Origin of the sequence: Campylobacter geochelonis, from assembly GCF_013201685.1 — a bacterium.
GTDB classification, from domain to species: Bacteria; Campylobacterota; Campylobacteria; order Campylobacterales; family Campylobacteraceae; genus Campylobacter_B; species Campylobacter_B geochelonis.
In genome coordinates, this window is the sequence record NZ_CP053844.1 from 215,258 (window position 1) to 240,377 (window position 25,120).

A 25,120-nucleotide genomic window follows, 5' to 3' on the forward strand; every position below is an offset into this window, starting at 1 on the left:
AAAAGGTTGATTGATGGATGAAAATTTAGAAGAGATTTTAAGAAATTTAGATAGTTTTTTAGATGAGGTCGGCAAGTTTCAGCTTGATTCAAGAAAGAGCGGTTTTAGTGTTAATACAAAAAGTAGCGATGTGGATTTTGTAACACAGATAGACAAAAAATCAGATGAAATGATAATAAATTTCATCCGCCAAAACTACCCAACTCACGAAATTCTAACTGAAGAGCATGGCAGTTTACCAGCTTTGAAGTGTAAAAAAAGCAAAGAGCAAAAAATTAGCAAAAGTGGTAGCCAAAATTTTAAAGAAAGCGAGTTTTGTAACAACATACCACGCGGTGATAATTTTGAAACCACGCAGCACAAAAATGGGCAAAACGAGGCTAACAACAAGTGGTGTTGGGTCGTTGATCCTATAGATGGCACGACAAATTTCATACACTCTTATCCGCTTCATTGCATTAGCGTTGGGCTTAAATTTAATGAAGAAACCGTGCTTGGAATGGTGGTTTTGCCAGTTTTGAAGATGAAATTTTATGCTATTAAAGGAGCTGGGGCATTTTTAAATGGCGAGAAGATTAACGTTTCAAAAACAAGTGAACTTAAAAAGGCGATAATCTCAACTGGATTTCCATACAATCGCGCAGTTGAAAACCCAAATTTAGTCTATTTTAACAAGATAATAAACCAAATTTCTGGAATCAGGCGAAGCGGAAGCGCGGCGATTGATTTGTGTTTTAATGCGGCTGGATTTTGCGATGCTTACTTTGAATTTAACATCAACGAATGGGACTTTTGCGCTGGTTGGCTTATACTAAATGAAGCTGGTGGGCGAGGCAAGGTACGTAAATTTGGGCATAATACGATGTATATTTTCACAAATTCACATATCGATGAAGCGCTAGAAAAGGCATTGTTTGGTTAAATAAAAGCTTAAGTTTGCGTGCTTAAAAGCAAAATATTTACTTTTGTGAGTTTGTTTTAAAAAATAATCTGCAATTTGCTAAATTTAAATATATTTTGCTACTAAATTTTTGATTATTTTAGAGAATTTAAAGATGATTGCTCGTTAATTCGCTTTAGGCAAAAAACAATTCGCGCGTTTGCCAAAAAAACATTAGTTAAATTTTAAGTATTTTCGTGATGTTTTATGTAAAATTTTATAGTGTAAGCTTTGCGATTTTAGAAATAAAATTTTATAATTATTCTTTAAAATATTATCGTTAAATTTAATAGATATATAAATTTTAAGCTTTTTGTCTGGGAGAAATTGGACTTTGCTGATGCTTTTGACAAGGAAACAGTCTAAAGTTGATAAACAAATTCTAGATTTAAAGCATGGTAGTGTTTGCTTTTTTATCTCTTAAGCTCTTTTAGCACTATAATTTTAAAAGTACAGAAACTCATTATTTGTTAATATATTTGTGAAAGTTTTGATTATTTTAAAAGATAAAAAGTGTTTAAATTTGTTTTAAATTTAAGTTTTTATAATAAATTATTTTTAAAACACTAGCTATTAAAATAAAATATAATTATTAAAAATAGTAAAATTACTATTGAGTATTTATATAAAATAAGGTTATAAAATTTTATAACCTTAAGATAAATTTATCCAAATTTAAATCTAAATTTGGATAAGAGTTTATTTTGCCGAGTTTATCGAGTTTATGATATCAGTTGCGTTGGCGTTGTAGTCGTTTGCGATAGCTTTTTGAAAAATCGGCCCGATTTGCGCATAGCTTGTATCTCCCATGCCAAAAAAGGTTTTTTCGCCATAATTTCGCTCATTTGTGCTTATATTTTTAGAATAAATTTGCTTGCCATTTTTAAAAATTTTTACATTTAACGCATAGCTTACAAACGGTTTAGAGTCGATATCAAAGCCATCTGAGCTGTAAAATCCATAGCTAAAGCTTTGAATCTCAGGCATGATTATCAAATTTGGCGAGCTTAAAACCTCTTTGTTGCTTGTGACTTCAAGGTTTGAAAGGTAGTTTTTGAAAAACCGCAAACTCTCATTTTGAACAAATTCCCCAACATTTATCTCTAAATCATCTTCGCCTAAAGCTGTGCTTGATGCGATACTTTGGGGTTTAAGCGCTAAAGCATCCATAAAAATATATGTTTTTTGAAGAGCCGAGTTGATAACTAAACTTTGATTTACGCCAGCGACTTCTAGGTTTTTGTTGTATTCTACTGTTTTTGCGCAACCAGTAAAAAAGAGCAAAACAGCTAAAAATGATATAATTTTTTTCATAAAAATCCTTTTTAAAATTGGATAATTTTAGCATAAATTTATGAAATTTTTAAAAAAGAGTAAAATTTATCCCTATTTTAAGATAAAATGCTAAGTTTTATCTTAAAGCAAAATCAAATTATTTTTAAAGTATAATGTATAATCTGATAAAATTTACGAGGTGTATATGTCGCATATGTCTTTCGAGCATCCTTATTTTGGTGCTTTTGTTATGCTGATTTTAGGTTTTGGTATTTTTTGGCTGACAGTAAAACTCTCATCTATCGTGGGTGCTAAGTTTGCCAACCAAAGAGATGAAAAACTAAAATCATCAGTTTATGAGTGCGGTCCAGAAAGTGTAAAGCAACCAAACAGAATCAACTCATATTTTTATTTGGTGGCAGTTTTGTTTATACTTTTTGACGTAGAGATCATCTTTATGTTTCCATGGGCTGTAAATTTCAAAATTCTTGGAATTTTTGGCTTTATCGAGATGGTGATGTTTATCGTGCTTTTATCTATCGGTTTTATATACGCATGGCACAAAGGAGCATTAGAGTGGCATTCCATAAAGTAGATTATACGAAGGAAAACGGACTTCCGGTGGTTTTAACCACTGTTGATAAACTAGTCCAATGGGGCAGAAGTAACTCGCTTTGGGCGATGAGTTATGGGCTTGCATGTTGCGCTATGGAGATGATGGCAGCTGGTGGTGGGCGTTTTGACTTTGATAGGTTTGGAACGATTTTTAGAGCTAGTCCAAAACACTCCGAAGTTATGATAATAGCTGGAACATTGACCAAAAAACACGCTGAATTTACACGTCGTTTATACGATGCGATGCCAGAACCAAAGTGGGTTATAAGCATGGGAAGTTGCGCAAATACAGGCGGTATGTTTAACACTTACGCTACTGTTCAAGGGGTTGATAGAGTTATACCAGTTGATATATATCTGCCAGGTTGCGCTCCACGCCCAGAGACACTTCAATACGCTCTTATGATACTTCAGAAAAAAATTCGTAAAGAAACTCCTAGAAGAAAACAAAAAGTTAAGAGGGTTGTTTGATGAGAAGAGATAGATTTAAAAAAGATACAACGGCAAAAAACTACTATGAAGATAGATTTTACGTAGCTCCACAAAGTCCTAAATTTGATGTTTTGGGGAGTAAATTCGAAGATGACTTAAAAGCTTTAGATGGGCTTGTTTTAAACTCATACGTTGAGTTTGACCAAATGGTTGTTTTTGTAGATAAAAATGATAATTTAAAAGCGTTAGAAAAGCTAAAAGAATTTGGCTATGAGATACTTAGTGAGCTAAGTGGGGTTGATTTTATACATCAACGTGGTGGCATAGAGGTTTTTTATCAGCTTTTAAGCATAAAACATAAAAGAAGAGCTAGAGTTAAATGCTTTGTTAAAAACGGCGAGTTTTTACAAAGTGCTACTTCGCTGTATAAAAGCGCTAATTGGGCTGAAAGGGAGCTTTATGATATGATGGGGGTTTGGATAGAAAATCATCCAAATTTAAAACGAATTCTTATGCCAGATGATTGGTATGGACATCCGCTTTTAAAATCATACCCACTTCATGGCGATGAGGCGGCAAAATGGTATGAAGTGGATAAAATTTTTGGGCGAGAGTATAGAGATATCGTAGGAGAAGAAAACAGAGATTCTGCTTTTATAGACAGCAAAGATACATTTAACTTCTCAAGAATTTACCATGAAACCGAGTATGGCGGAGTAGAGCCAAGTGAAGCTTATCTGCAAGAGTATCAAGAAAAAGGTGGTGTGCCTTTTATTAAGCATGCAACTAGAGATAAATTTAAAATTCTTAAAAAAAGAAGGTAAAACATGCAACATCCTACCAAACTAAAACCTTTCTTTGAAAATATAGAGTTTCAAAAAATAGATTCAAAAATGATATTAAATTTTGGTCCTCAACACCCAGCAGCGCACGGTCAGCTAAAACTTGTGCTTGAAGTTGATGGAGAGAAGATAACAAAGGCAATGCCTGGTATTGGTTATATGCACAGAGGTGTTGAAAAAATGGCAGAAAATATGATATATAATGAGTTTTTGCCAGTTACAGATAGGCTTGATTATACCTCTGCTAGTATGAGTAACTACGCGCTTTGCGCAGCTGTTGAAAAGCTATGTGATATCAAAGTGCCGCGTCGTGCGCAAGTGATTAGAACGATAATCTTAGAGCTAAACCGCCTTGCTGGACATCTTTTGTTTTTAGCAACTCACGCTCTTGATATAGGCGCTATGACGGTGTTTTTATATTGCTTTAGAGAAAGAGAGTATGTGCTTGACTTGATAGAAAAATACTGTGGAGCAAGACTTACGCACAATAGCATAAAGATAGGTGGCGTTTTTGTTGATTTGCCAGAGGGTTGGCTTTGTGAGCTTTTGGGCTTTTGCGATAAGATGTTAAGTGGCATAAAAGACTATGAAGACTTGCTTGATACAAACAGAATTTGGCTTATGAGAACGCAAGATGTCGGAGTTGTAAGCAAAGAAACAGCACTTAGCTGGGGTTGTAGTGGCGTTATGTTAAGAGCAAGTGGTGTGCAGTGGGATTTGCGTAAAGAAGAGCCGTATTTAATATATGATGAACTTGACTTTGATGTGCCATATGCTAGCGCTGGAGATTGCTACGCGCGTTATAAATGCTATGTTGCTGAGATGAAAGAGAGCGTTAAAATCCTTCGCCAATGCGCTAAACTTTACTATGATACAGAGCCAAAAATTCTAGCCGATGCGCCAGAGTTTGTAAGCGCTAGTAAAGAGCAACTTATGACTCAAAACTACTCTTTAATGCAACATTTTGTGCTAGTAACACAAGGGTTAAAACCGCCAGTTGGCGAGGTTTACTTGCCTACAGAGGCATCAAAAGGCGAGCTTGGATTTTATATATATTCTACTGGCGAGAGCAGACCTTATAGGCTTAAGATTAGAGCGCCTAGCTTTTGGCACTGTGGAATTTATGAAGAGATGATTCCAGGGCATTATATAGCTGATGTTTCGGCTATCATATGTAGTTCAAACATCTTACTTGGCGAGGTTGATAGATGAAAAGATACGATTTAAGACATTTAAAAGAGAATTTTTTAACCAGAATGGGCGAGATTATACGAGATACGCAAAGCGGAGAAGTTATGATATTTATCTTTGAGATAGGGGATTTTTCATCTGTGCAAAAAAGCGCCGATTTGGTTGCTGGACTAAATTCAACGTTGATGAATTCTTTGAAATTTAACCAAGTTGATTGGACTATAGTTGTCAAAAAAGGAAATTTATGAAAATTTTAAATCTCACATCAGTTCTTAGCTTTCAAGCTAGATGGCTAAGCCAAAAGTACAAAGATGATGAAATTCTTACTATTAGTCCGATTGATGATGAAAATTTATCTAATAATACAACCATAAAGTGCGAAATCGGAAGCGAGCCATACGTGCTTGCTATGGTTTGTCAGTTAATAAGCGATGATGAGTATTTTGGCGGGCTTGATACTGGATATTTAAGTGGCGAAAGTAATGTTGGCGAAGAAGAAGCGCAGGATATAGTCGAGTTTTTAGACGAGTGCGAACTTTTAATAATAGATGAAAATTTAACCTCATACCATCCAGACGCATCAAATTTAAAAGCTTTTTTAGCTTTTTTAGTTGGAAAATTTGGTATGAAAGTGATCAATTTAAAAGGCGAAGAAATCGTGTTTGAAAAGAGTAAATTTAGTGAACTAAAAGAGCTTAAAAACTACGATGGCGCTGTTGTTTTTGAGCATAGTTTGGATAGAAATTTTGTAGGCGGAAAGTATTTTTGCATGGTTGCTAAGATAAACGATGGCGATGTCGTAAAGATAAAAACACCAAATTTAGAGTGCGAGGCTAAATTTAAGTTGGATTTAAATTTAAAAGGGACAATCGCGTTTTTGGGGCTAGAAAATGTAGAAAACTATAGCTATGAAATAGCAAAGATAAGTAAGGTTTGATATGGCAAAAATAACTATAAATGGTAAAATTTGCGAATGCAACGAGGGCGAGTATATTTTAGCTATAGCAAGGAGAAATGGGATTTTTATACCTGCGATTTGCTATCTTAGTGGATGTTCGCCAACTTTAGCGTGTAGGCTTTGCATGGTTGAAGCTGATGATAAGAGAGTTTATAGCTGTAATGCAAAAGCAAAAGATGGAATGGTTGTCATAACAGACAACGAACAAATAGCAAGCGAGCGAAAAGCCATCATGCAAACTTACTGTATAAATCACCCACTAGAATGTGGAGTGTGCGATCAAAGTGGCGAGTGTGAGCTTCAAAATTTTGTCTATCATATGGGTGTAGATGAGCAAATTTATAGCATAAAAGATACGCATAAACCAGCGCAGGATTGGGGTTTGATACACTATGACCCAGCGCTTTGTATAGTTTGCGAGCGTTGTATAACAGTATGTAAAGATAAAATAGGCGATAATGCCCTTAAAACCGTGCCTAGAGGTGGGGATGCGCTTGAGAAAAGTTTAAAAGATACGATGCCAAAAGAGGCTTATGCGGTTTGGAACAAATTTCAAAAAAATCTTATCGCTCCAAACAGTGCTGATGGCTCGCTTGATTGTAGTGATTGTGGTGAGTGTACGGCGGTTTGTCCGGTTGGCGCTTTGGTTGGTTCTAGGTTTCAGTATAGATCAAACGCGTGGGAGCTTAAGAAAATTTCAGCTTCAAACCCGCATTCAAGCGATTGCGAGCTAATATATTATGATGTAAAACCAACGAGTATCGAAAACAGAAAGCACAAAATTTATCGCGTAAGTTCAGACTATGATTTTGGCGAGTTAAACAAGGCTGCAAGATTTGGCTATGACTTTAACAAAGATGAGAGCAGAAAAGATAGAATCGTGCTTGAGCGCATAGTTGATGGTTTTAAAAGTGGCAGGATAAAAAATATCAAATTTAATAGTTTTATAACCAACGAAGAGGCGAGAATTCTATCGATTTTAAAAGATAAATTTGAGCTAAATTTGATAAATGATGAAGCTAAAGCGTATCAAAATTTCTTAAAAGAGTTTTCTAAATTTGCTGGAAGTAGCCTTTATAATGGCGATTTTGATAGCGTAAAAGAGGCTGATTTTATCATTAGTGCTGGTTCGTTCTTGCGCCATGATGCGCCAAATGTGGGCTATAAGTTAAACAATGCCTTAAAGATAAATAAAGCAAGTGCGATTTACTTTCATCCCCTAAAAGACGCGGTTGTTGAGGGATATTCTAAAAATTTACTAAGTTGCAACCACTCGCCAAATTTAGATATAGAAATCCTGCTTTTCATACTTCAAAAATTTGGTAAAAATCTGCCAAAATGGCTAGAAGATAGACTTTTAAGCGCGTTTGAAAACGCTAAAAAAGAGGTTGAAGTTAGTAAAAAAGTTAAACAAACTTCGCTTGTCAAGAAGAAGATAAAAGATGAAAACGGCGAAGAAAAAGAGATAGAAGAAGAAGTTGAAAAAGAGGTTATCGTAAAAGAAAAAGAGCTAATCGATGCTAAATTTTCAACCTACGCAAAAGCTCTAAATTTAGATGAAGATGCGCTAGAAAAACTACTTGAGAAAAAAGAGAAATTTACTCTAGTCATAGGAGAGGATTTTATAACTAGTAAAAACGCTAGCACTTTGGCTAAACTTACTGGTTTAGTTCAACGATATACTCAGTTTAAAGTTTTGATAATTCCTCCTAGAACAAATTCGCTCGGAGTTGCGATGATATGCGAACTTGGCGAAGAGCAAAGTGGTAAAACTTTTGGATATAACGAAAAGGGCGATGTTGTTTTTAGTAGCTTAAAAGCAGACTTAGACGCGCCAGCTTTAAATGAGCAAGAAGGAACTTTTACAAACTTAGATCTTAGAGTTGTGCCAACTCATCCAGCGCTTGATTATCATGGATTTGAGTTAAATGATATAGCAAAATGTCTTGGCTTGGAGTTTGAAAACACTATCGACTACACGCCAAATTTAGGTGAGGGTTTTAAAAAGATTAAATTTGATGATTTAGAAAATTTCTACGATAATGGCGGGGTAAACCACCGTGGATATAAGCTAGAAAGCAAGAGTTTTGAAGCGTGCGATGATGAGTTTGAAATAGAGAATTTAAACCCAAATTTAGATGAGGTTATCATCTATAAAGCAAATCCTATCGGGCAGTTTTCTAAATTTAGCAACCGTGCAAGTGCGCTTATGCAAACAGCAAAACTTTATGCTGGAAAAGAGTTTTTAGAGGCAAATTCTTTAAAAGATAGCGATGTTGTCATTATCAAAAAAGATGAGTTAGAACTTGCTTTAAGCGTTGAGCTTGATAAGGATATACAAGGGGCGTATTTGCCATTTTTTGATGATAAAATCGATATTAGCGGATTTTTTACATCAAGATATAGTAGCGTTACGATACAAAGGAGCCAGGCGTGAGTGATACTGCATTTTTTCTTTTAGAAACAGCGATAAAGGCGTTAGTTATTTTAGCGGTCATAGCGACTTTGGCTGGACTTGGCACGTATGCTGAAAGAAAGGTTTTAGCATATATGCAAAGGCGTATTGGACCTTGGATGGTTGGACCTGCTGGGGTTGGACAAGTTGTTGCTGATATGATAAAGCTTTTTACTAAAGAAGATACCGTTCCGGCTGGTGCAAATAGATTTATTTTCATGATAGCGCCTTTTATATCTTCAGCTGGTGCGTTTGCGGCGATGGCTCCGATACCATTCTTGCCTGAATTTACGCTTTTTGGACATACAGTTTATCCTATACTTAGCGACATTGGCATTGGCGTTTTGTTTGTTTTAGGTGCTAGTTCAACTTGTGTGTATGGACTGCTTATCGGTGGTCTTGCAAGCTACAATAAATGGAGCTTACTTGGCTCAATGAGAAGTGTTTTGCAGCTAATCAGTTTTGAAGTTATCAATGGGCTTAGTTTGATTCCGATTGTTATGATGGTTGGCTCTCTTTCTATTATCGATATTGTAAACGCCCAAAGTGGCGGTGTTGGCAACTGGTTTATCTGGACTCAGCCAGTCTGTTTTATAGTCTTTTTAATAGCAAGCTTTGTAGAGTGTAACAGAACTCCACTTTGTCTTACTGAAAATGATTCAGAGTTAGTTGGTGGATGTACGACTGTGTATAGCGGTATGAGATTTGGTATATTTTTTATAGCAGAGTATGCAAATATCATAACTTACTCTATCCTTATGGCGCTTATATTTTTAGGTGGGTTTAACTCGATGTGGTTTATACCTGGTGGGATTATGATGATTTTAAAAGCTAGCTTTTTCTTCTTCTTTTTCTTGTGGACAAGGGCTGCGTGGCCTCACTTAAGAGCAGATCAACTTATGTGGCTTTGTTGGAAAGTTTTGATGCCACTATCGCTTGCTATGATATTTATAACCGGCTTGGTTTTAGTTTAGGAGATGGGTATGGGAAAATATATAAATGTAGATAACACAAAACCGCCAGTATCAACTTCGGATAAATTTAAAAGGTTTGTTAAAAGGACTTTTAAACCTGAACTTTTTATAGGACTTGGCGTTGTTTTTCGTGAAATGGTTAGAAAAGATAGCAATCACACGATGTTTTATCCTATGGAAAAAGTTCAAATAGATGCAAGATATAGAGGCGTTCATAAGCTTTTAAGGGTGCTTGAAAGTGGGAACGAAAGATGTATTGGGTGTGGGCTTTGTGAGAAAATTTGCGTTAGTAATTGTATAGCGATGGATACGCATTTAGGCGATGATGGGCGAAAAAAAGTCTCAAACTACTCTATAAATTTTGGACGTTGTGTTTACTGTGGGCTTTGTGCTGATGTATGTCCAGAGCTTGCTATAGTTCATGGCGGGGATTATGAGTTTTCAAGCGAGCAAAGAGCCTACTATGGCTTTAAAAACGATCTTTTAACAAAAAAAGATGAGCTTAAAAATCAAGTTGAATTTGAGGGTTATGGAAGTTTGCCAGTCGATAGTAGCGATAAGGTTAAATTTACTCCAACATCTTATATACAAAAAGAAGAGTCAAAGGATAAAGAATGATAGAAATTTTGGGCTTTTATTTTTTTGCGATAACTTCGATATCTTTGTTTGCGATTAGCGTTTTTTCTAAAAGAACTCTTTATGCGATGAGTGCCTTAGCTGGCGGTATGATTTTTGTCTCTGGATTTTTCTTTATGTTAAATGCTGAGTTTCTAGGCATCGTTCAAATCATCGTTTACACAGGCGCTGTTATGGTGCTATATGCCTTTTCTATGATGTTTTTTGATGCTCAAGTTGAAGTGCCTGAGAAAACAAAATCTTACAAGCTAATTTACTCTTTATCTATTTTTTCAGCGCTTTTGCTTTTCTTGATGATTTTAGCGCCAGTTGTTGGAACAAATTTAAAACCAGAGTATGCCATAGTAGAAGGCGTGGGAAATACAGAGCTTATAGGACTAGTCGTTTTTACAAAATACTTGGTTGTTTTTGAGTTAGTTGCTGTTATGCTCTTAGTGGCTATGATATGTGGTATTATCTTGGCTCATAAAGATATGCAAAAGAAAGCTTTAGCTAAGGAGAATGCTCAATGATAGGGTTAAATCACTACCTTGCGGTTTCTATTATAATGTTTGTTTTAGGCTTGATTGGAGTTATGAAAAGAAAAAACTTTATCATGCTCTTTTTCTCTACCGAAATTTTGCTAAATGCTGCAAATGTCGCTTTTGTAGCGATAAGTCACTATTATATGGATATAACGGGGCAAGTTTTTGCGATGTTTATTATAGCGATTGCGGCTAGTGAGGTTGCTGTTGGACTTGGACTTTTGATACTTTGGTATAAGAAAAATGGCTCAATTGAGCTTGATAGCTTGATAAATATGAGGAGAGATAGATGATGTTTTTTGTTTTAACGGCTCTTTTTGCACCTCTTTTATCGGCTTTGCTTGCTGGAATTTTCGCTCAGTATAAAAAATCAGTAGCCATAGGCGTGATTTGTAGTTTTTTGATTGTGCTTAGCACCATTAGTTCGTTTGCGCTTCTTGAAATAGCTGCGAATGATGGCGATATAGTTGTGTATTTAAGCGATTTTATCTATGTTGGGTTTTTAAATTTAGACCATGGTCTTATAATCGATACTGTAAGCGCTGTTATGATGGTAACTGTTGGGATAGTTTCAAGCATAGTTCATATTTATTCAATCGGCTATATGGAGCATGATGCTGGGTTTAATAGATTTTTTAGCTATCTTGGGCTTTTTGTCTTTTCAATGCTTGTTTTAGTGATGAGCGATAACTTTGTTGGACTATTTATAGGCTGGGAAGGTGTTGGGCTTTGCTCTTGGCTTTTGATTGGCTTTTGGTATGAAAGAGATGGCATTAGCTGGTGCGCAAACGAAGCATTTATCATGAACAGAGTTGCAGACTTAGGAATGTTGCTTGGAATTTTTATGATATACAAATACACCGGCTCTTTAAAATACGATGATGTTTTTGCCCTTGTGCCAAATTTACCTCACTTTGTAGTTGCATGGATGGGGGCGTTTTTATTTATCGGTGCGATGGGTAAATCAGCTCAGTTTCCGTTTCATACTTGGCTTGCAGATGCTATGGCTGGACCAACGCCGGTTTCTGCGCTTATTCATGCTGCGACTATGGTAACGGCTGGAGTTTATTTGATGATTAGAGCTAATGAAATATTTTCAGCCGCTCCACAAGTTAGTGAATTTATAGCTTACCTTGGTGCTTTTGTTGCAGTTTTTGCTGCTTCTATGGCACTAGTTCATAAAGATTTGAAAAAAATTATCGCTTATTCAACTCTTTCACAACTTGGATATATGTTTGTAGCAGCGGGTCTTGGAGCTTACTGGATAGCGCTTTTTCATCTTGTAACACATGCATTTTTTAAATCGCTTTTGTTTTTAGGAGCCGGAAATGTAATGCATGCGATGAATGATGAGCTTGATATCAAAAAAATGGGTGGTCTTTATAAATTTATGCGTCCAACTGCGATTTTAATGATAATCGCTTCGCTTGCTTTGGCTGGGTTTTATCCGTTTGCTGGATTTTTCTCAAAAGATAAAATTCTTGAAGCGGCATTTGCAGATGGTAACTACTTGATATGGGCGGTTTTATTAGTTGGTGCGATTATGACGGCATTTTATAGCTTTAGACTTATTATGCTTGTCTTTTTTGGTAAGCCAAAATACGAACACCACCCACACGAAGCCAAAATTTTTATGCTTATAGCCTTAGCTCCACTTGGAATCTTAGCCATTATAGCCGGTTTTTTTGAGCATAAATTTCACAGTGCGGTTACTAAAATTTTGCCAAATTATGAGATGGATATAGAGCATAATGTAGCGTTAGGGCTTATTTTGCTAACTTTGGTTTGTGTTTTGCTAAGCACTATTTTTGCGATTTTTGCTTATAAAAAAGAGATTTTTAAACCAAGTATTGAAAACAGTAAAATTTATAAAATTTTATCAAATCAGTATTTTATACCGCAATTTTATGATAAATTTTTAGTAAAAGGATATTATAAAATCAGCCAGCAATTTGCTAAAATGGATGAAGCTTTTATAGATAAGTCAGTCGATGCGATAGCCTATAGCCTTGTTAAACTAGGCAGTATAACAAATGAGATGAATAGTGGAAATTTATCTTTTATGTTAAGATGGATGGTCGTTGGGTTTGCTGTGATGTTAGCTTTGGCTTTTTTGATTTAAGGGGAATAGATGGATCATTTATTAAGTTTAGTTATATTTTTTCCAGCACTTGCTGCTTGTTTTGCATTTATAATAGATGAAAAAAGTATCAAAACTTATGCTATAAGTATAAGTTTTATCGAGTTTTGTCTTACTCTTTTTGTGTGGGCGGAATTTGCCTCTTTAAAAGCAGGCGAGAAATTTAGCGAATTGGTTAGTTTTATACCAGAATTTGGTATAAACTACTTTTTAGGAGTTGATGGAATCAGCCTATTTTTGGTTGTTTTGAGTGCATTTATGACTTTTGTCGGGCTTATAAGTTTAACTATCACAGACAGGTTAAAACACTTAATTATAAGCATTTTGTTTTTAGAAATGACTATGATGGGCGTGTTTTTAAGCCTTGATGCTGTTATTTTTTATATATTTTGGGAACTTTCGCTTTTGCCTATGCTTTATATAATCGGTTCTTGGGGAAGTGGCAAGAGAGTTTATGCGGCGGTTAAGTTCTTTTTATACACATTTTTTGGCTCTGTTTTAATGCTAGTTGGCATAGTTTCAATGGCGTATTTTTACTATGTAAATACTGGAAGTTATAGCTTTAACATACTTGAGTGGAGAAATTTATCGCTTCCGTTAAATACCCAAATTTGGCTATTTTTAGCGTTTTCAATCGCATTTGCGATTAAAACTCCGCTCTTTCCATTTCATACTTGGCTTCCATACGCTCACGGTCAAGCGCCAACGATTGGCTCGATTTTACTAGCTGCGGTTTTGCTTAAGATGGGAACTTATGGTTTTGTGAGATTTTCTTTGCCGCTTTTTCCAGATGCGAGCGTGTATTTTGCCGATTTTATGTGCGTTATAGCAATCATAATGATTGTATATACATCATTCATCGCATTTGCGCAAAAAGATATCAAGCAAGTTATCGCATACAGTTCAATCGCGCATATGGGCGTTATAATGCTTGGAATTTTTTCTATGAGCGTTGAGGGCGTGAGTGGAGCTGTGTTTTTGATGTTAAGTCATGGTATCGTCAGCGGAGGGCTTTTTATGTTAGTAGGCTTTATCTATGATAGACGTCATACAAAGCTTTTAGGAGATTTTGGTGGACTTGCAAAAGTTATGCCGACATATGCGACTTTGTTTGCTATCGTGCTTTTTGGCTCAATCGGACTTCCGCTAACAATCGGCTTTGTGGGCGAGTTTTTAAGCTTGATTGGAATTTTTAAAGCAAGTCCAATATATGCATTTTTGGGTGGACTTGGCATTATAATGGGTGCGATTTATAGTTTAAATTTATATAAAAAGACATTTTTTGGTGCTGTTACAAACGAAGAGAATAGAAATTTAAAAGATTTAAACAAAACAGAGCTTTTTGCGATTGTTCCGATAGCTATACTAACCATAGTTTTGGGGGTTTATCCAAATTTGCTTTTAAAAGATATAAACGCAAGCGTTAAACAAGAGATAAGTTCGATGTATGAAAAAAGCAAGCATATGGATAGTAAAACTTACCTTGAAAAATCAAACATCATAAGGAGCTTAGATGTTAAATAAAGTTGTTTTTGATTTAGATAAGCTAAATTTAGCATCAATTGCACCGATGGCTTTGCTTATCGCCTTTGCCGTGGCAATCATATGCCTAAGCGTGATAAATAAAAATCTTTCAAAGAAATTTTATACTAGCATAAGCATTTTAGCACTTTTGTTAGACTTTGGTTTGGTATCTGGATACTCAGGAGGCTTTAGAGGGTTTTTTAACCTTCTGTTGGTTGATGGAGTTGCGATTTTATCGATGTTGATTATACTTTTAGCATCTGCGTTTTTTATAGCTCTTGCGCTTTGTGCAAAAGAGTATGAAGAGTATGAAAAACCAGAGTTTTACGCGCTATTTTTGTTTATGATAGCTGGATATCAGTTTATGGTATCAAGCGATAGTTTGATTTTGATTTTTGTTGGACTTGAAACTTCGAGTTTGGCTTTATACACGTTAATTGCGTTAAGAAATAACAACTTCGCAGTCGAAGCAGCGCTTAAGTATTTTACCATGGGTGCGCTTAGTGCCGGGTTTTTCGCCTTTGGTGGAGCGATGTTTTATCTAGTAACTGGAAGTGTTGAAATTCACGCTATAGCAAGCATTATCAAAGGTTCAAGCATACAAGAGAGTATGAGTTTGTATGTGGCTTGTCTGCTTCTAATCGCATCGATTGGATTTAAAATTTCACTCATTCCATTTCATACGTGGCTTACTGATGTATATGAGGGCTCAAATGCAGCTCTTGCTGGATTTATCTCTATAGTACCAAAAGTCGCAGCTTTTGTTGTTGCACTTAGACTTTTTAACGCTTTGATGATGAGTGGAGTTTTTTGGGTTGAAATCGTTTTGTATGTCATAGCGGTTTTAACTATGAGCATAGCAAATGTAGCTGCGCTTGTGCAAAAAGATGTTAAAAGAATGCTCGCTTTTAGCTCAGTTTCTCACGCTGGATTTTTACTAGCAGCGATTGTGATTGGAACTACTCAAGCAAGTGTTGGGTTGTTTTTATACTGGATAATGTTTGTCTTTGCAAATTTAGGTGCATTTACCATGCTTTGGGTTACACACAATAATGGTAAAATTTGGGATGATAGGTTTGAGTATCCTTATGAGAAATTTTCAGGTCTTATAAAACTAGCTCCTTGTGCAGCTATAATGATGGCGATATTTATGCTCTCATTAGCTGGAATTCCGCCATTTAGTGTATTTTGGGGCAAGATGTATCTTATGAGCGCGGCTGTAAATTCTGGCTTTGTAATTTTGGCTGTGATAATGGCGGTTAATAGTGCCATTGCGCTTTACTACTACTTAAGAGTAGTTGTTGAGATGTTTTTAAAAGAGCCGATTGTCAAAGATAGTAAGTTGTATAGTGAAAATTTAAGCAACACTTTAAAGTATATTTTAGCTCTTTGTGCTGTGCTTTGTGTTATAGCGCCAATCGTTGTTAAATTTATACTTCCACAAATTTATGACATGGTGATTTTTAGCGGGTTTTAGAGTTTAGAAGCTTTGTTAAATGAGCTTCTAACTCATCTAAATTTAGTAAAATCTTATCTTTAAACTGCGATTTGTTAAATGTGCGTTGGCGTTTGGCAAGCTGGATTGTATGCGTTGAGATAAGATTTTCTAACTCATCTTTTGAAATCTTCTCATCTAAAAACTCTTTGCACTCTTTTAAACCTATACAATTAAGCGCTTTTTGCTCTTTTCCATACTTTTTAAACAGATATTCAGCTTCATCTACAAGTCCAGCTTCTAGCATCTTTTTTGTGCGAGTTTTAATGCGTTCATTTAAAAACTCTTTTGGACTTTCTATCTCAAAAATTGCTAAATTTGATATAGTTGGCGCCGTTGTATTCTCGCGTAAAAAAAGTGACGGAATTCGCCCTGTGGTTTTATATATACTATACCACTTTAAAAGCCGGTAGCTGTCATTTTGACTAAATTTGGCTTTAAACTCTGGGTCAAATTTAGATATTAACTCATAAATTTCAACATTTGAAAGAGTTGTTTTTACATCATCTATTTTAGGGCTCAGTCCGCTTAACATCGTCTTTAGATAGAAACCACTTCCGCCAGTTATGATAAGTGGAACATCTAAATTTAAAGCAAATTCTTTTGCTTTTTTATACTCTTTTATAAAATCCCCAACACTAAAATGCTCATCTGGATAGACTAAATCTATACCAAAATGCTTAGCTAAACTAAGCTCATCGGCACTTGGTTTAGCACTTGCTATATCGATTTGTTTATATAAACAAAGCGAGTCAAGACTAAGGATAATACAGTTAAATTTAGTAGCTAAATTTAGTGCAAGGTCGCTTTTTCCACTAGCCGTAGTTCCAACAATAGCAAATTCAAAAAACATATATCTCCTTTAAATTTTGCAATTTTATCATAATGTAAAATCAATAGTGGATATTTTATTATAAATTTGATAAAATAAAAGATTGAAAGGTAAAAATGGAAAAATTTAGACAAGTTTTAAAAGACATAAACGAGCTAATAGTTTTTAAGCACTCTGTTTTTGCGTTGCCGTTTATCTTCGTGGCGATGATAACAGCTTCAAAGCTTGAGAATGGCTCTATGTGGTTTGGGCTAAAACTTCTTGTTTTAGGAGTTTTATGCGCAGTAAGTGCAAGAAGTTTTGCGATGGCGTTTAACAGATATATGGATGAAGATATCGATAGACCAAACCCAAGATGCGCAAACCGTCCAAGCGTAGATGGGCGCATAGGACGTGGGAATTTACTACTTTTTATAGTGGCAAATGCGGTTATTTTTCTCGTGGTTGCATACTTTATAAATTCACTTGCATTTAAGCTTGCTTTTCCTATTTTACTGATTTTGGGTGGGTATTCTGTTTTTAAAAGATTTTCAGAAATCGCGCACCTTGTTTTAGGACTTTGTTTAGGTCTTGCGCCGATTGCTGGAGCTGTGGCGATAGGTGCTAGTGTGCCACTTTGGTCGATTTTACTGTGTTTGGGCGTGATGTTTTGGGTGGGTGGCTTTGATGTGCTTTACTCGCTTCAAGATTTAGAGTATGATAAAAGCGCTGGACTTTTTAGCATACCATCTCGCTATGGAAGTGACGCGGCGATGTTTATATCAAGCCTTTTTCACGCCATTACAATCATATTTTGGTTTTTGTTTTGTATATCGGCAAATTTGGGCTTTTGGGCGTATTTAGGCGTGGTGATTGCTGGGGTGATTTTATGGCAAGAACACCGCATAGTAAGAAAAGATTTTAACAAAATCGACAAGGCGTTTTTTACGCTTAATGGATATTTGGGTATTATGTTTTTTTGTTTTATATTTTTTGATTTATGGAACTACTAAGGAGAGGTTATGGACGCGGATTCGATAATAATTTTAGGGCTTTGTGTTGTGCTTTTGATAGTTTTGATTTTACTTTATATAAAAGATAAACAAACTGATGCTAAATTTGATAGATTTGATCAAATCGTAACTGATAATATGAATGGAATTTTTGCTCTTCAAAAAGAGATAAATGCGCTAAAAGAAGTGATGGATGAGATAAATATAGGCGATTTTTCTGAGCAAATCGATTTGCAAGTAGAGGAAAAAATCGCTCCTATCATTCACTCTTTAAAAGGCATTGATGAGCTAGTTAAAAAAAGCATAAAAGATAGGAAAAATGTTGAGTAGGCATTTAAAAAATTCCTATAAAATGTCACAACTAAAGGATAAAAAATGTTAATAGATGGGTATGGAAGAGTTGTTGACTATCTTAGGATTTCGGTTACTCAAAGATGTAATTTCAGATGTAAGTATTGTATGCCAAAAACGCCTTTTAGCTGGGTTCCGCATGAAAATTTACTAAGCTATGAAGAGCTTTTTTTGTTTGTAAAAGTTGCTATTGACGAGGGTGTTAAAAAAATTCGCATAACTGGTGGCGAGCCACTTGTTAGAAAAGATATAGATAAATTTATTAAAATGATAAGCGATTATGCGCCTGATATTGATTTGGCTTTGACGACGAATGGATTTTTTTTAAAACACTATGCAAAACTTTTAAAAGAGGCCGGACTTAAACGTATAAATATGTCAGTTGATACTTTAGTGCCACAAAAAGCGGCGATGTTGGCACAAAGAAGCGTTTTGCATGAGGTTTTAGAAGGTCTTGAAGAGGCGTTAAAAGCAGGGCTAAAGGTCAAGATAAATACTGTGGCTTTAAAAGGGATTAACGATGATGAGCTTGTCTATCTGCTTGAGTTTGCCAAAGAGCGAAATTGCGAGATAAGATACATCGAATATATGGAAAACACTCACGCAAACGATGAGTTAGTGGGTTTAAGAGCAAGTGAGATTTTAGATATTATATCTAAAAAATACACCATAAAAGAGGTTGGGAAAGCGCCAAATTCACCATCAACTTCGTATGAGATAGATGACGGATATAAATTTGGTATAATCGATCCGCACAAGCACGATTTTTGCGATAGTTGTAACAGGATTAGACTAAGTGCGGAGGGACTTTTGATACCTTGTTTGTATTTTGAAGAGGCGCTTAGTATAAAAGATGCGATTAAAAAGGGTGATATAGCTGCTGCAACTGAAGTTTTGCGTAAAGTTTTGCAAAACAAACCGCAAAAAAACAAGTGGGAAGCGGCTAAGGAAAATGAAGTCTCAAACCGAGCTTTTTATCAAACTGGCGGTTGAGCCTATGAGGGCTAAAATTTGTTAAAGCTAGTTGAGTTTTTTCACAGCATTCAAGGCGAGGGTAAGTTTGCGGGAAAAAATGCGATTTTTTTCAGGTTTGCTGGGTGTAACTTAAGATGCGCTGGATTTGGTGTGAAACTAAACTCACTAAAAACAGGTGAAGTTTTAACAGGTTGTGATACGATTAGAGCGGTTTATACAAGCCATTTTGAGTATGAAAATATCACTTCAAAAGAGGCGCTTTTAAGTAAATTTGAAGAGCTAGATTTACAAAATGCAAAACCAATCATAGTTATAACTGGTGGTGAACCGCTTTTGCACCATAAAGATGAGATTTTTTACGCTTTTATAAGCGAAGTTTTAGCGCGTGGTTTTGAAGTGCATTTCGAAACAAATGGAAGCGTTGAGGTTGATTTTGCCAGATTTAACGAGTATAAAAAGTGCGTTTTTTGTATCAGTCCAAAACTGTCAAATAGTGGCGAAAAGCGCGAAAAAAGACTAAATTTTAAAGCATTAAATTTGATAAAAGAAAATGCTAAAGATAGCTTTTATAAATTTGTAATCAGCTCTGAATTTAACCTTCAAAGTGAGATTTTAGAGATTACTCAAGCCGCACCAAATGAAGTTTTTTGTATGCCTTTGGGAAAAAATAAAAAAGAGTTAGAAAAAAACGCTAAATTTACATTTGAGTTTTGTCTAAAAAATGGCTATAACTACACAGACAGGCTTCATATAAGAATTTTTGATGATAAAGATGGTATATAAGGTAATTTTATGATAATAAGAAAAATTTATGATTTTGAAAATGCACATATAGTGCGAGATTGTAGCTCAAAGCGTTGCAGAACAAGCATTCACGGGCATTCTTATAAATGCGAAGTATTGCTTAGTTCAAATTTTTTAGATAATGCAGGCATGGTTTATGACTTTGGTTTGATGAAGCTTGGCATAAAGAGTATCATCGATAGTTTTGACCATGCTACAACTCTGTTTTTAGGCGATAGTGATGAGTATAAAAATGATATAAAAAAGCACTCATCAAGATGGGTTGAAATCCCATATAACCCAAGTGCTGAGCAGTTTTGCAGAGTCTTTTTTGTCATTATCGATAAGCTTTTAAGTTTGATTAATATGCAAAATGGCGAACGCGAAGTCAAACTTCACAGCATTATCGTTCACGAAACAGCCACAGGATACGCGCAGTGTTTTAGAGATGATGCCTATAATGAGCAGATGGGAATTATAAATTTAAATGATATTAAATTTAGCGATGAAGTTATGTGCGACTGGGATGATAAAGAGTTCTTTCAAAAAATTAAAAATGGCGTTAAATTTAGCTATCCAAGGGATTGCTAGAGATGGTTAAAATAAAAAAAGCTAAATTTAAGAGCAAAATAAGGAGCGTTCATGCAAGAGCTTTATGAGATGAGTTTGTCGCTTCATAAATTTTTTGTTTGGGTTGTTTTTGGCTTGAGCGTGCTTCATCTGGTGCTTTCTCAAGTTGGAAGTGGTATGGGTTATGTTAAGCGCATTCGCCTACTTTTGCCACTTTATTATGCTTGTTTAGCTGCTGTTTTGATAACTGGAGCTGTTATTTTGCCAGTTTTAAAATTTGAGTTAAGTTATAGCGTGATTATTATGATAATTGCCTTTATAGCGATGATAGGAATAGGCGCTATGGGATATAAAAAACTAAAAAGAGCCTATTTTAGACAAGAAATTCCAGAGTATAAAAAGAAAATTAGAGTTTTGATAGGTATAAATTTAGCTCTTATTTTAGTTGCGAGTTTTGTGTAATGACATTTTTATACTCAAAAATGGCTGGCGATGAGCAAATCGTGGTAGAAAACGAGCAGTTTAACCACCTAAAAGCAAGGCGTGCAAAACTTAGCGAGCGAATCGATGTGCGAAATTTAAAAGATGGATTTAACTACATCTATGAGATACGAGAAATCGGACGAAAGAGTGCAAATTTAGAGCTTATTTTTAAAAATAGCGTCGCAGAAATAGAGCATAAACTAAGCTTAGCATGGGCGGTAGTTGAGTCAAGTGTTATAGAAAAAACCTTGCCAATGCTCAATGAAATGGGCGTTTTTAAGTTAATTTTTGTGTATTGTGATTTTTCGCAAAAAAACATAAAGCTTGATTTGGATAGATTTGAACGGATTTTAATCGCTTCATCGCAACAATGCGGGCGAAATTCGCTTTTACAAATCGAAGTTTTAAAAGATAGCAAAGAGTTTTTTGATAAATTTAGCCAAATTTCTCTTATAGATTTTGGTGGGAAAAATTTAGCAAATGCAACTTTAGATGAGATTTTTTTCATCGGTCCAGAGGGTGGTTTTAGCCAAGAAGAAAGAGAGCTTTTTAACAAATCATATGGTTTAAACTCGCCTTATATACTTCGTTCAAACAGCGCTATAGTCGCAATCGCTTCAAAAATGCTTTTATAAATTTGATTTTTTAAGTTTTTTTTAGTATAATCAACTTTCGCTTTAAAATTCAAAAACTAATATCCAAAAAAGGAAAAATCATGAAAAAAGATATTCATCCAGAGTATGTTGACGCAACTGCAACATGCGCATGTGGAAACACTTTTAAGACTAAATCAAACAAAGCTGAAATCAGAGTTGATATCTGTTCAGAGTGCCATCCGTTTTTCACAGGCAGTGAAAAGATAGTTGACTCAGCTGGTCGTGTTGAGAAGTTTAAGAAAAAATACGGCATAAAATAAGCCTTGCTTTACTTTGTTCCTACTCCCATAGGAAATTTATCAGACATCTCGCAGCACTCTTTGGAGATTATCTCAAGCTGCGAGATTGTCTTTTGCGAAGATACTCGCGTAACAAAATCTCTTATAAATTTACTAAAAACTAGATATAACTTAGAAATAAAAGATAAAATTTTTTACTCGCTACACTCACACAATGAAGAGAGTTTTTTAAAAAACATCGATATAGAAATTTTTTCTAAAAAATGTGTTTATATGAGCGATGCTGGAATGCCTTGTATTAGCGATCCTGGTGTTGGGCTAGTTAAATTTGCTCAAGAAAATGGCATAGAGTATGAAGTCATAAGTGGGGCAAACGCGCTTTTACTTGCAGTTGCCGCAAGTGGGCTTGTGGAAAAAGAGTTTACTTTTTTGGCATTTTTACCAAATTTAGGTAAAGAGCGAGCGATAGCGATACAAAATGCGCTAAATTCACCATATCCAACTGTCATATATGAGTCGCCAAAACGCATTTTAAGCTTAGTTGAAGATATCGTTAAACTTGATGAAAACAGAAAACTTTTTCTCATAAAAGAGGCAAGTAAGAAATTTGAAAAGAAATTTTTTGAAACCTCACTAAATTTAGTTAAAATTTTAAAAGATGAAAATTTAAATGGCGAGTGGAGTGTTGTCGTGCAAAAATCCCCAAATTCTACAGTAGAGCGCATAAATTTAAAAGATATCGAAGAGCTTGAAATTCCTCCAAAACAAAAAGCCAAACTACTTTCAAAGCTAACTGGCGAAAATTCTAAAGAGATATACAAAAAACTAACAAAATAAGACAAAATTTAAGAACTTTTTTGCTATCATTGCATAATGATTATCTATGGAAAACAACTATTTTTACATCTATTAGAGAAGCATAAAGAGAAAATTATAAAAATTTACCTTGCAAAAGAGTGCGAAAAACCACTTTTTAGCAAAATTGCAAAGCTTGGCGTCAAAATCGAAAGGCCAGATACCAAAAAAGCACAAGCTTTAGCAAGAGGTGGAAATCATCAAGGCTTTTTAGCCGAGGTTGAGCCGTTTGTTTTTGGCGATTTAAATGAGCTAAAAAAAGAGAATTTTATAGTTATCCTGTATGGTCTTAGTGATGTTGGAAACATCGGTGCTATCGTAAGAACAGCTCATGCTTTAGGTGCGAGTGGAGTTATCGTTGTAGCTAAGAGTTTAGCAATGGAGGGTATAATTCGCACTAGCAGTGGCGCTGCTTATGAAATACCTATTTGTATGGTCGAAGATGGACTAAGTCTGTTAAACGAGTTAAAACAAGTTGGTTTTTCAGTTTATGGCACAGCAAGTAGTGGTAAAAATTTGAGTGGGTTTAAATTTAAACCAAAAGTTGCTCTTGTAATGGGTAGTGAGGGCGATGGAATGCCTAAAAAAGCCTATGAAAAGTGCGATGAGTGCGTTGGGATAAAGATGAAAAATAGTTGGGATTCTTTAAATGTAAGCGCTGCGTTTGCGATAATTTGCGATAGGATAGTAAATGGATGAAAATGTCATAAAAAATCCTTTAAAAAGGATTGAAGAGATAGGCGTAAGAGAAGTTTCAAAAGCTACACATATCGAAACTGAATATATAGAGTACATTTTAGATAAAAATTATGAAAAACTCGTCGGGAAAAATGCAAAAGGCTTTATAAAGATAATAGAGCGTGAGTATGGGTTAAACTTGCAAGAGTGGCTTGATGAATACAACGCGTTTCGTGGCGAAAACAGTAGCGATGATGGAAAAGTGTTTGCAAATTCTGTTACACAAAATGAGATAGTTATAAAAGATCATAAAAAAGCTCCAAGCTTTTTGCTTTGGTTTGTGATTTTGATAATTTTGGCATGGGCGGTTTATTACTTTAAGCTTTATGATTTAACAGCAAAATTTCTATCAACAGTAGGCGAGCAAAACAGCAGTATTTCGTACACAAACGCAACTATAGTTGAAAAAGTAGAAAACAAACTTGAAAATGTTGGCGTTACGATTCCATTAGAAAATGCCTCACATCTAAATGCAAACATAACAACAAAAGATGAGAACAAAACAGAGCCTAATGTCTTAGAAAAAACTATTATGTTAGAGACAAACTCAACTTTACAAGATGATGAAAATGCAACAAAACAACTAAATTTAGATGATGAAAAAAGTGGTGAGCAAACAGCAGCTAGTATAATTCCAAGCGAAAAGATGTGGATAGGGATAATTGATGTAAAAACTGGCAAAAAAACTACTATGATTACAACTAAAAAGTATGATATAGACTTAGAAAAAGAGCAGTTGGTTTTAACAGGACATGGGTTTTTCAAGCTGGATAGTGGAGATAAAAACGAGCAGTTTAAAGACAAAAATCCAACAAGGCTTTATATAAAAGATGGTAAAATCTCGCAGATTAGCTATGATGAGTTTTTAAAACTAAATAAGGGAAAAGCTTGGTAAAAAAGGCACTTTTTATACTATTATTTACTGGATTTGTTTTTGCTGCTACACCAGAGCAAGTGCTTGTAAATTTAGGCGGAGCTGGTTTGGTCGTAGATGATATGGTCGATGAAAATTCAAATCCTGATATATCAAAAATAACCAAAAGTTTGCAAGATAACGGAAAATTACAGCTTTTAGTCGATAAAAAAACAAAAACAGTGTTAAATTTCAACTCAAACGCAAATGGAGTTTTGCTTCTTAAAAGCATAGAAAATATGATATCAAATTTAAGATATGGCGACTATCAAAACCTAAATTTTGTAAACGATGAAAACTCTTCTTACTCGATAGTTGTGAATCTAGATAGAATCCCAAACCCTGGCGAAATTTATAAAGAGCTTAAAAAGAGTAATATTTTTATAAATGATGTTAAAAAAGGAGCCGGTTCTTTTACTTACTTTTTAGATTTATCCAAAGCAAGCATATATGCGACCGCTTTTGGAAGCGAGTATAAAAAGCCAACCAAGCCATATTTTATAAATGTAAATGGCAAAAAAACTGTATCTATAGAAGTTCAAGAGGGCGATACGTGGCACCCAAGTGTGAAAATTTTTGATAAAAACTTAAATTTAATTGACTCGTTGGTGCAAGACAGCCCACAAAAATCTATAAATTTTGAACTACCAGAAAATGCACACTACATACAAGTCGATGATGGTAGCAGCTTAGAAAACATACAAAAAGGGCTTAAATTTAACCTACAATAAG

At 35.0% G+C, this 25,120-nt stretch carries 29 protein-coding genes; 27 read left to right on the forward strand and 2 right to left on the reverse strand.

Features of this window, described 5'->3' with window-relative positions; all coding sequences use genetic code 11:
• The first annotated feature begins 13 nt into the window (after positions 1-13).
• Complete coding sequence (locus tag CGEO_RS01020) at positions 14-922, forward strand: inositol monophosphatase family protein (RefSeq protein ID WP_075493858.1); 909 nt, start codon at positions 14-16, stop codon at positions 920-922.
• A 717-nt stretch (positions 923-1,639) separates the two neighbouring features.
• On the opposite strand, the gene CGEO_RS01025 is transcribed toward CGEO_RS01020, so the two are convergent.
• Complete coding sequence (locus CGEO_RS01025; RefSeq protein WP_075493856.1) at positions 1,640-2,254, reverse strand: hypothetical protein; 615 nt, start codon at positions 2,252-2,254, stop codon at positions 1,640-1,642.
• A gap of 166 nt (positions 2,255-2,420) precedes the next feature.
• Between CGEO_RS01025 and CGEO_RS01030 the strand changes: the two genes are divergently transcribed.
• From CGEO_RS01030 to nuoN, 14 genes are read left to right on the forward strand one after another with little or no spacing between them, the layout of a single operon-like run.
• Positions 2,421-2,810: an NAD(P)H-quinone oxidoreductase subunit 3 gene (locus CGEO_RS01030; protein ID WP_075493854.1), complete on the forward strand. Its 390-nt coding sequence runs from the start codon at positions 2,421-2,423 to the stop codon at positions 2,808-2,810.
• A complete protein-coding gene (locus CGEO_RS01035) occupies positions 2,792-3,301 on the forward strand; it encodes a NuoB/complex I 20 kDa subunit family protein (protein WP_075539879.1) in 510 nt (169 codons plus the stop codon). The genes CGEO_RS01030 and CGEO_RS01035 overlap by 19 nt, the downstream gene beginning before the upstream one ends.
• The gene (locus CGEO_RS01040; protein WP_075531325.1) at positions 3,301-4,086 is read left to right on the forward strand and encodes an NADH-quinone oxidoreductase subunit C; all 786 of its coding nucleotides are present in this window, start codon (positions 3,301-3,303) and stop codon (positions 4,084-4,086) included. The genes CGEO_RS01035 and CGEO_RS01040 overlap by 1 nt, the downstream gene beginning before the upstream one ends.
• Before the next feature lie 3 nt (positions 4,087-4,089).
• The gene (gene nuoD / locus CGEO_RS01045) at positions 4,090-5,316 is read left to right on the forward strand and encodes an NADH dehydrogenase (quinone) subunit D (protein WP_075493848.1); all 1,227 of its coding nucleotides are present in this window, start codon (positions 4,090-4,092) and stop codon (positions 5,314-5,316) included.
• Positions 5,313-5,543 carry an NADH-ubiquinone oxidoreductase subunit E family protein gene (locus CGEO_RS01050; RefSeq protein WP_075493846.1) on the forward strand — a complete coding sequence of 77 codons (231 nt, stop codon included), beginning with the start codon at positions 5,313-5,315 and terminating at the stop codon, positions 5,541-5,543. The genes nuoD and CGEO_RS01050 overlap by 4 nt, the downstream gene beginning before the upstream one ends.
• Positions 5,540-6,232, forward strand: a complete 693-nt coding sequence (locus CGEO_RS01055) for a hypothetical protein (RefSeq protein ID WP_075493844.1) — start codon at positions 5,540-5,542, stop codon at positions 6,230-6,232. Before CGEO_RS01050 ends, CGEO_RS01055 begins: the two co-directional genes overlap by 4 nt.
• 1 nt (position 6,233) lies before the next feature.
• Positions 6,234-8,690 (forward strand): NADH-quinone oxidoreductase subunit G, encoded by a 2,457-nt coding sequence (locus CGEO_RS01060; protein WP_075539878.1) that lies wholly within the window; start codon positions 6,234-6,236, stop codon positions 8,688-8,690.
• Complete coding sequence (nuoH, locus tag CGEO_RS01065; protein ID WP_075493840.1) at positions 8,687-9,682, forward strand: NADH-quinone oxidoreductase subunit NuoH; 996 nt, start codon at positions 8,687-8,689, stop codon at positions 9,680-9,682. The genes CGEO_RS01060 and nuoH overlap by 4 nt, the downstream gene beginning before the upstream one ends.
• Before the next feature lie 3 nt (positions 9,683-9,685).
• Positions 9,686-10,300 carry an NADH-quinone oxidoreductase subunit NuoI gene (nuoI, locus tag CGEO_RS01070; protein ID WP_082255627.1) on the forward strand — a complete coding sequence of 205 codons (615 nt, stop codon included), beginning with the start codon at positions 9,686-9,688 and terminating at the stop codon, positions 10,298-10,300.
• Positions 10,297-10,830, forward strand: a complete 534-nt coding sequence (locus tag CGEO_RS01075) for an NADH-quinone oxidoreductase subunit J (protein ID WP_075493836.1) — start codon at positions 10,297-10,299, stop codon at positions 10,828-10,830. Before nuoI ends, CGEO_RS01075 begins: the two co-directional genes overlap by 4 nt.
• Positions 10,827-11,135, forward strand: coding sequence for an NADH-quinone oxidoreductase subunit NuoK (gene nuoK, locus CGEO_RS01080; RefSeq protein WP_075493834.1), 309 nt, complete (start codon positions 10,827-10,829; stop codon positions 11,133-11,135). The genes CGEO_RS01075 and nuoK overlap by 4 nt, the downstream gene beginning before the upstream one ends.
• Positions 11,132-12,964, forward strand: a complete 1,833-nt coding sequence (gene nuoL / locus CGEO_RS01085) for an NADH-quinone oxidoreductase subunit L (RefSeq protein WP_106380124.1) — start codon at positions 11,132-11,134, stop codon at positions 12,962-12,964. The genes nuoK and nuoL overlap by 4 nt, the downstream gene beginning before the upstream one ends.
• A gap of 9 nt (positions 12,965-12,973) precedes the next feature.
• Positions 12,974-14,506, forward strand: a complete 1,533-nt coding sequence (locus CGEO_RS01090; RefSeq protein WP_075493833.1) for an NADH-quinone oxidoreductase subunit M — start codon at positions 12,974-12,976, stop codon at positions 14,504-14,506.
• Complete coding sequence (gene nuoN / locus CGEO_RS01095) at positions 14,496-15,983, forward strand: NADH-quinone oxidoreductase subunit NuoN (protein WP_075493831.1); 1,488 nt, start codon at positions 14,496-14,498, stop codon at positions 15,981-15,983. Before CGEO_RS01090 ends, nuoN begins: the two co-directional genes overlap by 11 nt.
• Here nuoN and miaA read toward each other — a convergent pair.
• Positions 15,970-16,854, reverse strand: coding sequence for a tRNA (adenosine(37)-N6)-dimethylallyltransferase MiaA (miaA, locus tag CGEO_RS01100; protein WP_075493829.1), 885 nt, complete (start codon positions 16,852-16,854; stop codon positions 15,970-15,972). The genes nuoN and miaA overlap by 14 nt on opposite strands.
• Positions 16,855-16,949: 95 nt before the next feature.
• Here miaA and mqnP point away from each other — a divergent pair, with 95 nt between their 5' ends.
• From mqnP to CGEO_RS01160, 12 genes are all read left to right on the forward strand, one after another.
• Positions 16,950-17,825, forward strand: a complete 876-nt coding sequence (gene mqnP / locus CGEO_RS01105) for a menaquinone biosynthesis prenyltransferase MqnP (RefSeq protein ID WP_075493827.1) — start codon at positions 16,950-16,952, stop codon at positions 17,823-17,825.
• 9 nt (positions 17,826-17,834) lie between these two features.
• Positions 17,835-18,155 (forward strand): hypothetical protein, encoded by a 321-nt coding sequence (locus CGEO_RS01110; protein WP_075493825.1) that lies wholly within the window; start codon positions 17,835-17,837, stop codon positions 18,153-18,155.
• Positions 18,156-18,200: 45 nt separating this feature from the next.
• Entirely contained in the window at positions 18,201-19,169 is a 969-nt protein-coding gene (gene moaA, locus CGEO_RS01115) for a GTP 3',8-cyclase MoaA (RefSeq protein WP_075493823.1), read from the forward strand.
• Positions 19,170-19,187: 18 nt separating this feature from the next.
• Entirely contained in the window at positions 19,188-19,934 is a 747-nt protein-coding gene (locus CGEO_RS01120; RefSeq protein WP_075539877.1) for a 7-carboxy-7-deazaguanine synthase QueE, read from the forward strand.
• A 9-nt stretch (positions 19,935-19,943) separates the two neighbouring features.
• Positions 19,944-20,525, forward strand: a complete 582-nt coding sequence (locus CGEO_RS01125) for a 6-pyruvoyl trahydropterin synthase family protein (RefSeq protein WP_075493819.1) — start codon at positions 19,944-19,946, stop codon at positions 20,523-20,525.
• Positions 20,526-20,576: 51 nt separating this feature from the next.
• Positions 20,577-20,966: a hypothetical protein gene (locus tag CGEO_RS01130; RefSeq protein WP_075493818.1), complete on the forward strand. Its 390-nt coding sequence runs from the start codon at positions 20,577-20,579 to the stop codon at positions 20,964-20,966.
• Positions 20,966-21,622 carry a 16S rRNA (uracil(1498)-N(3))-methyltransferase gene (locus tag CGEO_RS01135; protein WP_075531332.1) on the forward strand — a complete coding sequence of 219 codons (657 nt, stop codon included), beginning with the start codon at positions 20,966-20,968 and terminating at the stop codon, positions 21,620-21,622. Before CGEO_RS01130 ends, CGEO_RS01135 begins: the two co-directional genes overlap by 1 nt.
• An 80-nt stretch (positions 21,623-21,702) precedes the next feature.
• On the forward strand, positions 21,703-21,903 hold the full coding sequence (rpmE, locus tag CGEO_RS01140; protein ID WP_075493814.1) for a 50S ribosomal protein L31: 201 nt from the start codon (positions 21,703-21,705) through the stop codon (positions 21,901-21,903).
• 3 nt (positions 21,904-21,906) lie between these two features.
• Positions 21,907-22,719 carry a 16S rRNA (cytidine(1402)-2'-O)-methyltransferase gene (rsmI, locus tag CGEO_RS01145; RefSeq protein WP_075539876.1) on the forward strand — a complete coding sequence of 271 codons (813 nt, stop codon included), beginning with the start codon at positions 21,907-21,909 and terminating at the stop codon, positions 22,717-22,719.
• A 36-nt stretch (positions 22,720-22,755) separates the two neighbouring features.
• A complete protein-coding gene (gene rlmB, locus CGEO_RS01150; protein WP_075539875.1) occupies positions 22,756-23,436 on the forward strand; it encodes a 23S rRNA (guanosine(2251)-2'-O)-methyltransferase RlmB in 681 nt (226 codons plus the stop codon).
• Positions 23,429-24,370, forward strand: coding sequence for a helix-turn-helix domain-containing protein (locus tag CGEO_RS01155; RefSeq protein WP_075539874.1), 942 nt, complete (start codon positions 23,429-23,431; stop codon positions 24,368-24,370). The genes rlmB and CGEO_RS01155 overlap by 8 nt, the downstream gene beginning before the upstream one ends.
• On the forward strand, positions 24,364-25,119 hold the full coding sequence (locus CGEO_RS01160; protein ID WP_075493806.1) for a hypothetical protein: 756 nt from the start codon (positions 24,364-24,366) through the stop codon (positions 25,117-25,119). Before CGEO_RS01155 ends, CGEO_RS01160 begins: the two co-directional genes overlap by 7 nt.
• The last annotated feature ends 1 nt before the right edge of the window (position 25,120 follow it).

Bases quoted from the DNA above. Each gene is read 5' to 3' on its own strand.
- CGEO_RS01020 (WP_075493858.1), top strand. From the start codon at position 14: ATGGATGAAAATTTAGAAGAGATTTTAAGAAATTTAGATAGTTTTTTA.
- CGEO_RS01025 (WP_075493856.1), bottom strand. From the start codon at position 2,254: ATGAAAAAAATTATATCATTTTTAGCTGTTTTGCTCTTTTTTACTGGT.
- CGEO_RS01030 (WP_075493854.1), top strand. From the start codon at position 2,421: ATGTCGCATATGTCTTTCGAGCATCCTTATTTTGGTGCTTTTGTTATG.
- CGEO_RS01040 (WP_075531325.1), top strand. From the start codon at position 3,301: ATGAGAAGAGATAGATTTAAAAAAGATACAACGGCAAAAAACTACTAT.
- nuoD (WP_075493848.1), top strand. From the start codon at position 4,090: ATGCAACATCCTACCAAACTAAAACCTTTCTTTGAAAATATAGAGTTT.
- CGEO_RS01050 (WP_075493846.1), top strand. From the start codon at position 5,313: ATGAAAAGATACGATTTAAGACATTTAAAAGAGAATTTTTTAACCAGA.
- CGEO_RS01055 (WP_075493844.1), top strand. From the start codon at position 5,540: ATGAAAATTTTAAATCTCACATCAGTTCTTAGCTTTCAAGCTAGATGG.
- CGEO_RS01060 (WP_075539878.1), top strand. From the start codon at position 6,234: ATGGCAAAAATAACTATAAATGGTAAAATTTGCGAATGCAACGAGGGC.
- nuoI (WP_082255627.1), top strand. From the start codon at position 9,686: ATGGGTATGGGAAAATATATAAATGTAGATAACACAAAACCGCCAGTA.
- CGEO_RS01075 (WP_075493836.1), top strand. From the start codon at position 10,297: ATGATAGAAATTTTGGGCTTTTATTTTTTTGCGATAACTTCGATATCT.
- nuoK (WP_075493834.1), top strand. From the start codon at position 10,827: ATGATAGGGTTAAATCACTACCTTGCGGTTTCTATTATAATGTTTGTT.
- nuoL (WP_106380124.1), top strand. From the start codon at position 11,132: ATGATGTTTTTTGTTTTAACGGCTCTTTTTGCACCTCTTTTATCGGCT.
- CGEO_RS01090 (WP_075493833.1), top strand. From the start codon at position 12,974: ATGGATCATTTATTAAGTTTAGTTATATTTTTTCCAGCACTTGCTGCT.
- nuoN (WP_075493831.1), top strand. From the start codon at position 14,496: ATGTTAAATAAAGTTGTTTTTGATTTAGATAAGCTAAATTTAGCATCA.
- miaA (WP_075493829.1), bottom strand. From the start codon at position 16,854: ATGTTTTTTGAATTTGCTATTGTTGGAACTACGGCTAGTGGAAAAAGC.
- mqnP (WP_075493827.1), top strand. From the start codon at position 16,950: ATGGAAAAATTTAGACAAGTTTTAAAAGACATAAACGAGCTAATAGTT.
- CGEO_RS01110 (WP_075493825.1), top strand. From the start codon at position 17,835: ATGGACGCGGATTCGATAATAATTTTAGGGCTTTGTGTTGTGCTTTTG.
- moaA (WP_075493823.1), top strand. From the start codon at position 18,201: ATGTTAATAGATGGGTATGGAAGAGTTGTTGACTATCTTAGGATTTCG.
- CGEO_RS01125 (WP_075493819.1), top strand. From the start codon at position 19,944: ATGATAATAAGAAAAATTTATGATTTTGAAAATGCACATATAGTGCGA.
- CGEO_RS01130 (WP_075493818.1), top strand. From the start codon at position 20,577: ATGCAAGAGCTTTATGAGATGAGTTTGTCGCTTCATAAATTTTTTGTT.
- CGEO_RS01135 (WP_075531332.1), top strand. From the start codon at position 20,966: ATGACATTTTTATACTCAAAAATGGCTGGCGATGAGCAAATCGTGGTA.
- rpmE (WP_075493814.1), top strand. From the start codon at position 21,703: ATGAAAAAAGATATTCATCCAGAGTATGTTGACGCAACTGCAACATGC.
- rlmB (WP_075539875.1), top strand. From the start codon at position 22,756: ATGATTATCTATGGAAAACAACTATTTTTACATCTATTAGAGAAGCAT.
- CGEO_RS01155 (WP_075539874.1), top strand. From the start codon at position 23,429: ATGGATGAAAATGTCATAAAAAATCCTTTAAAAAGGATTGAAGAGATA.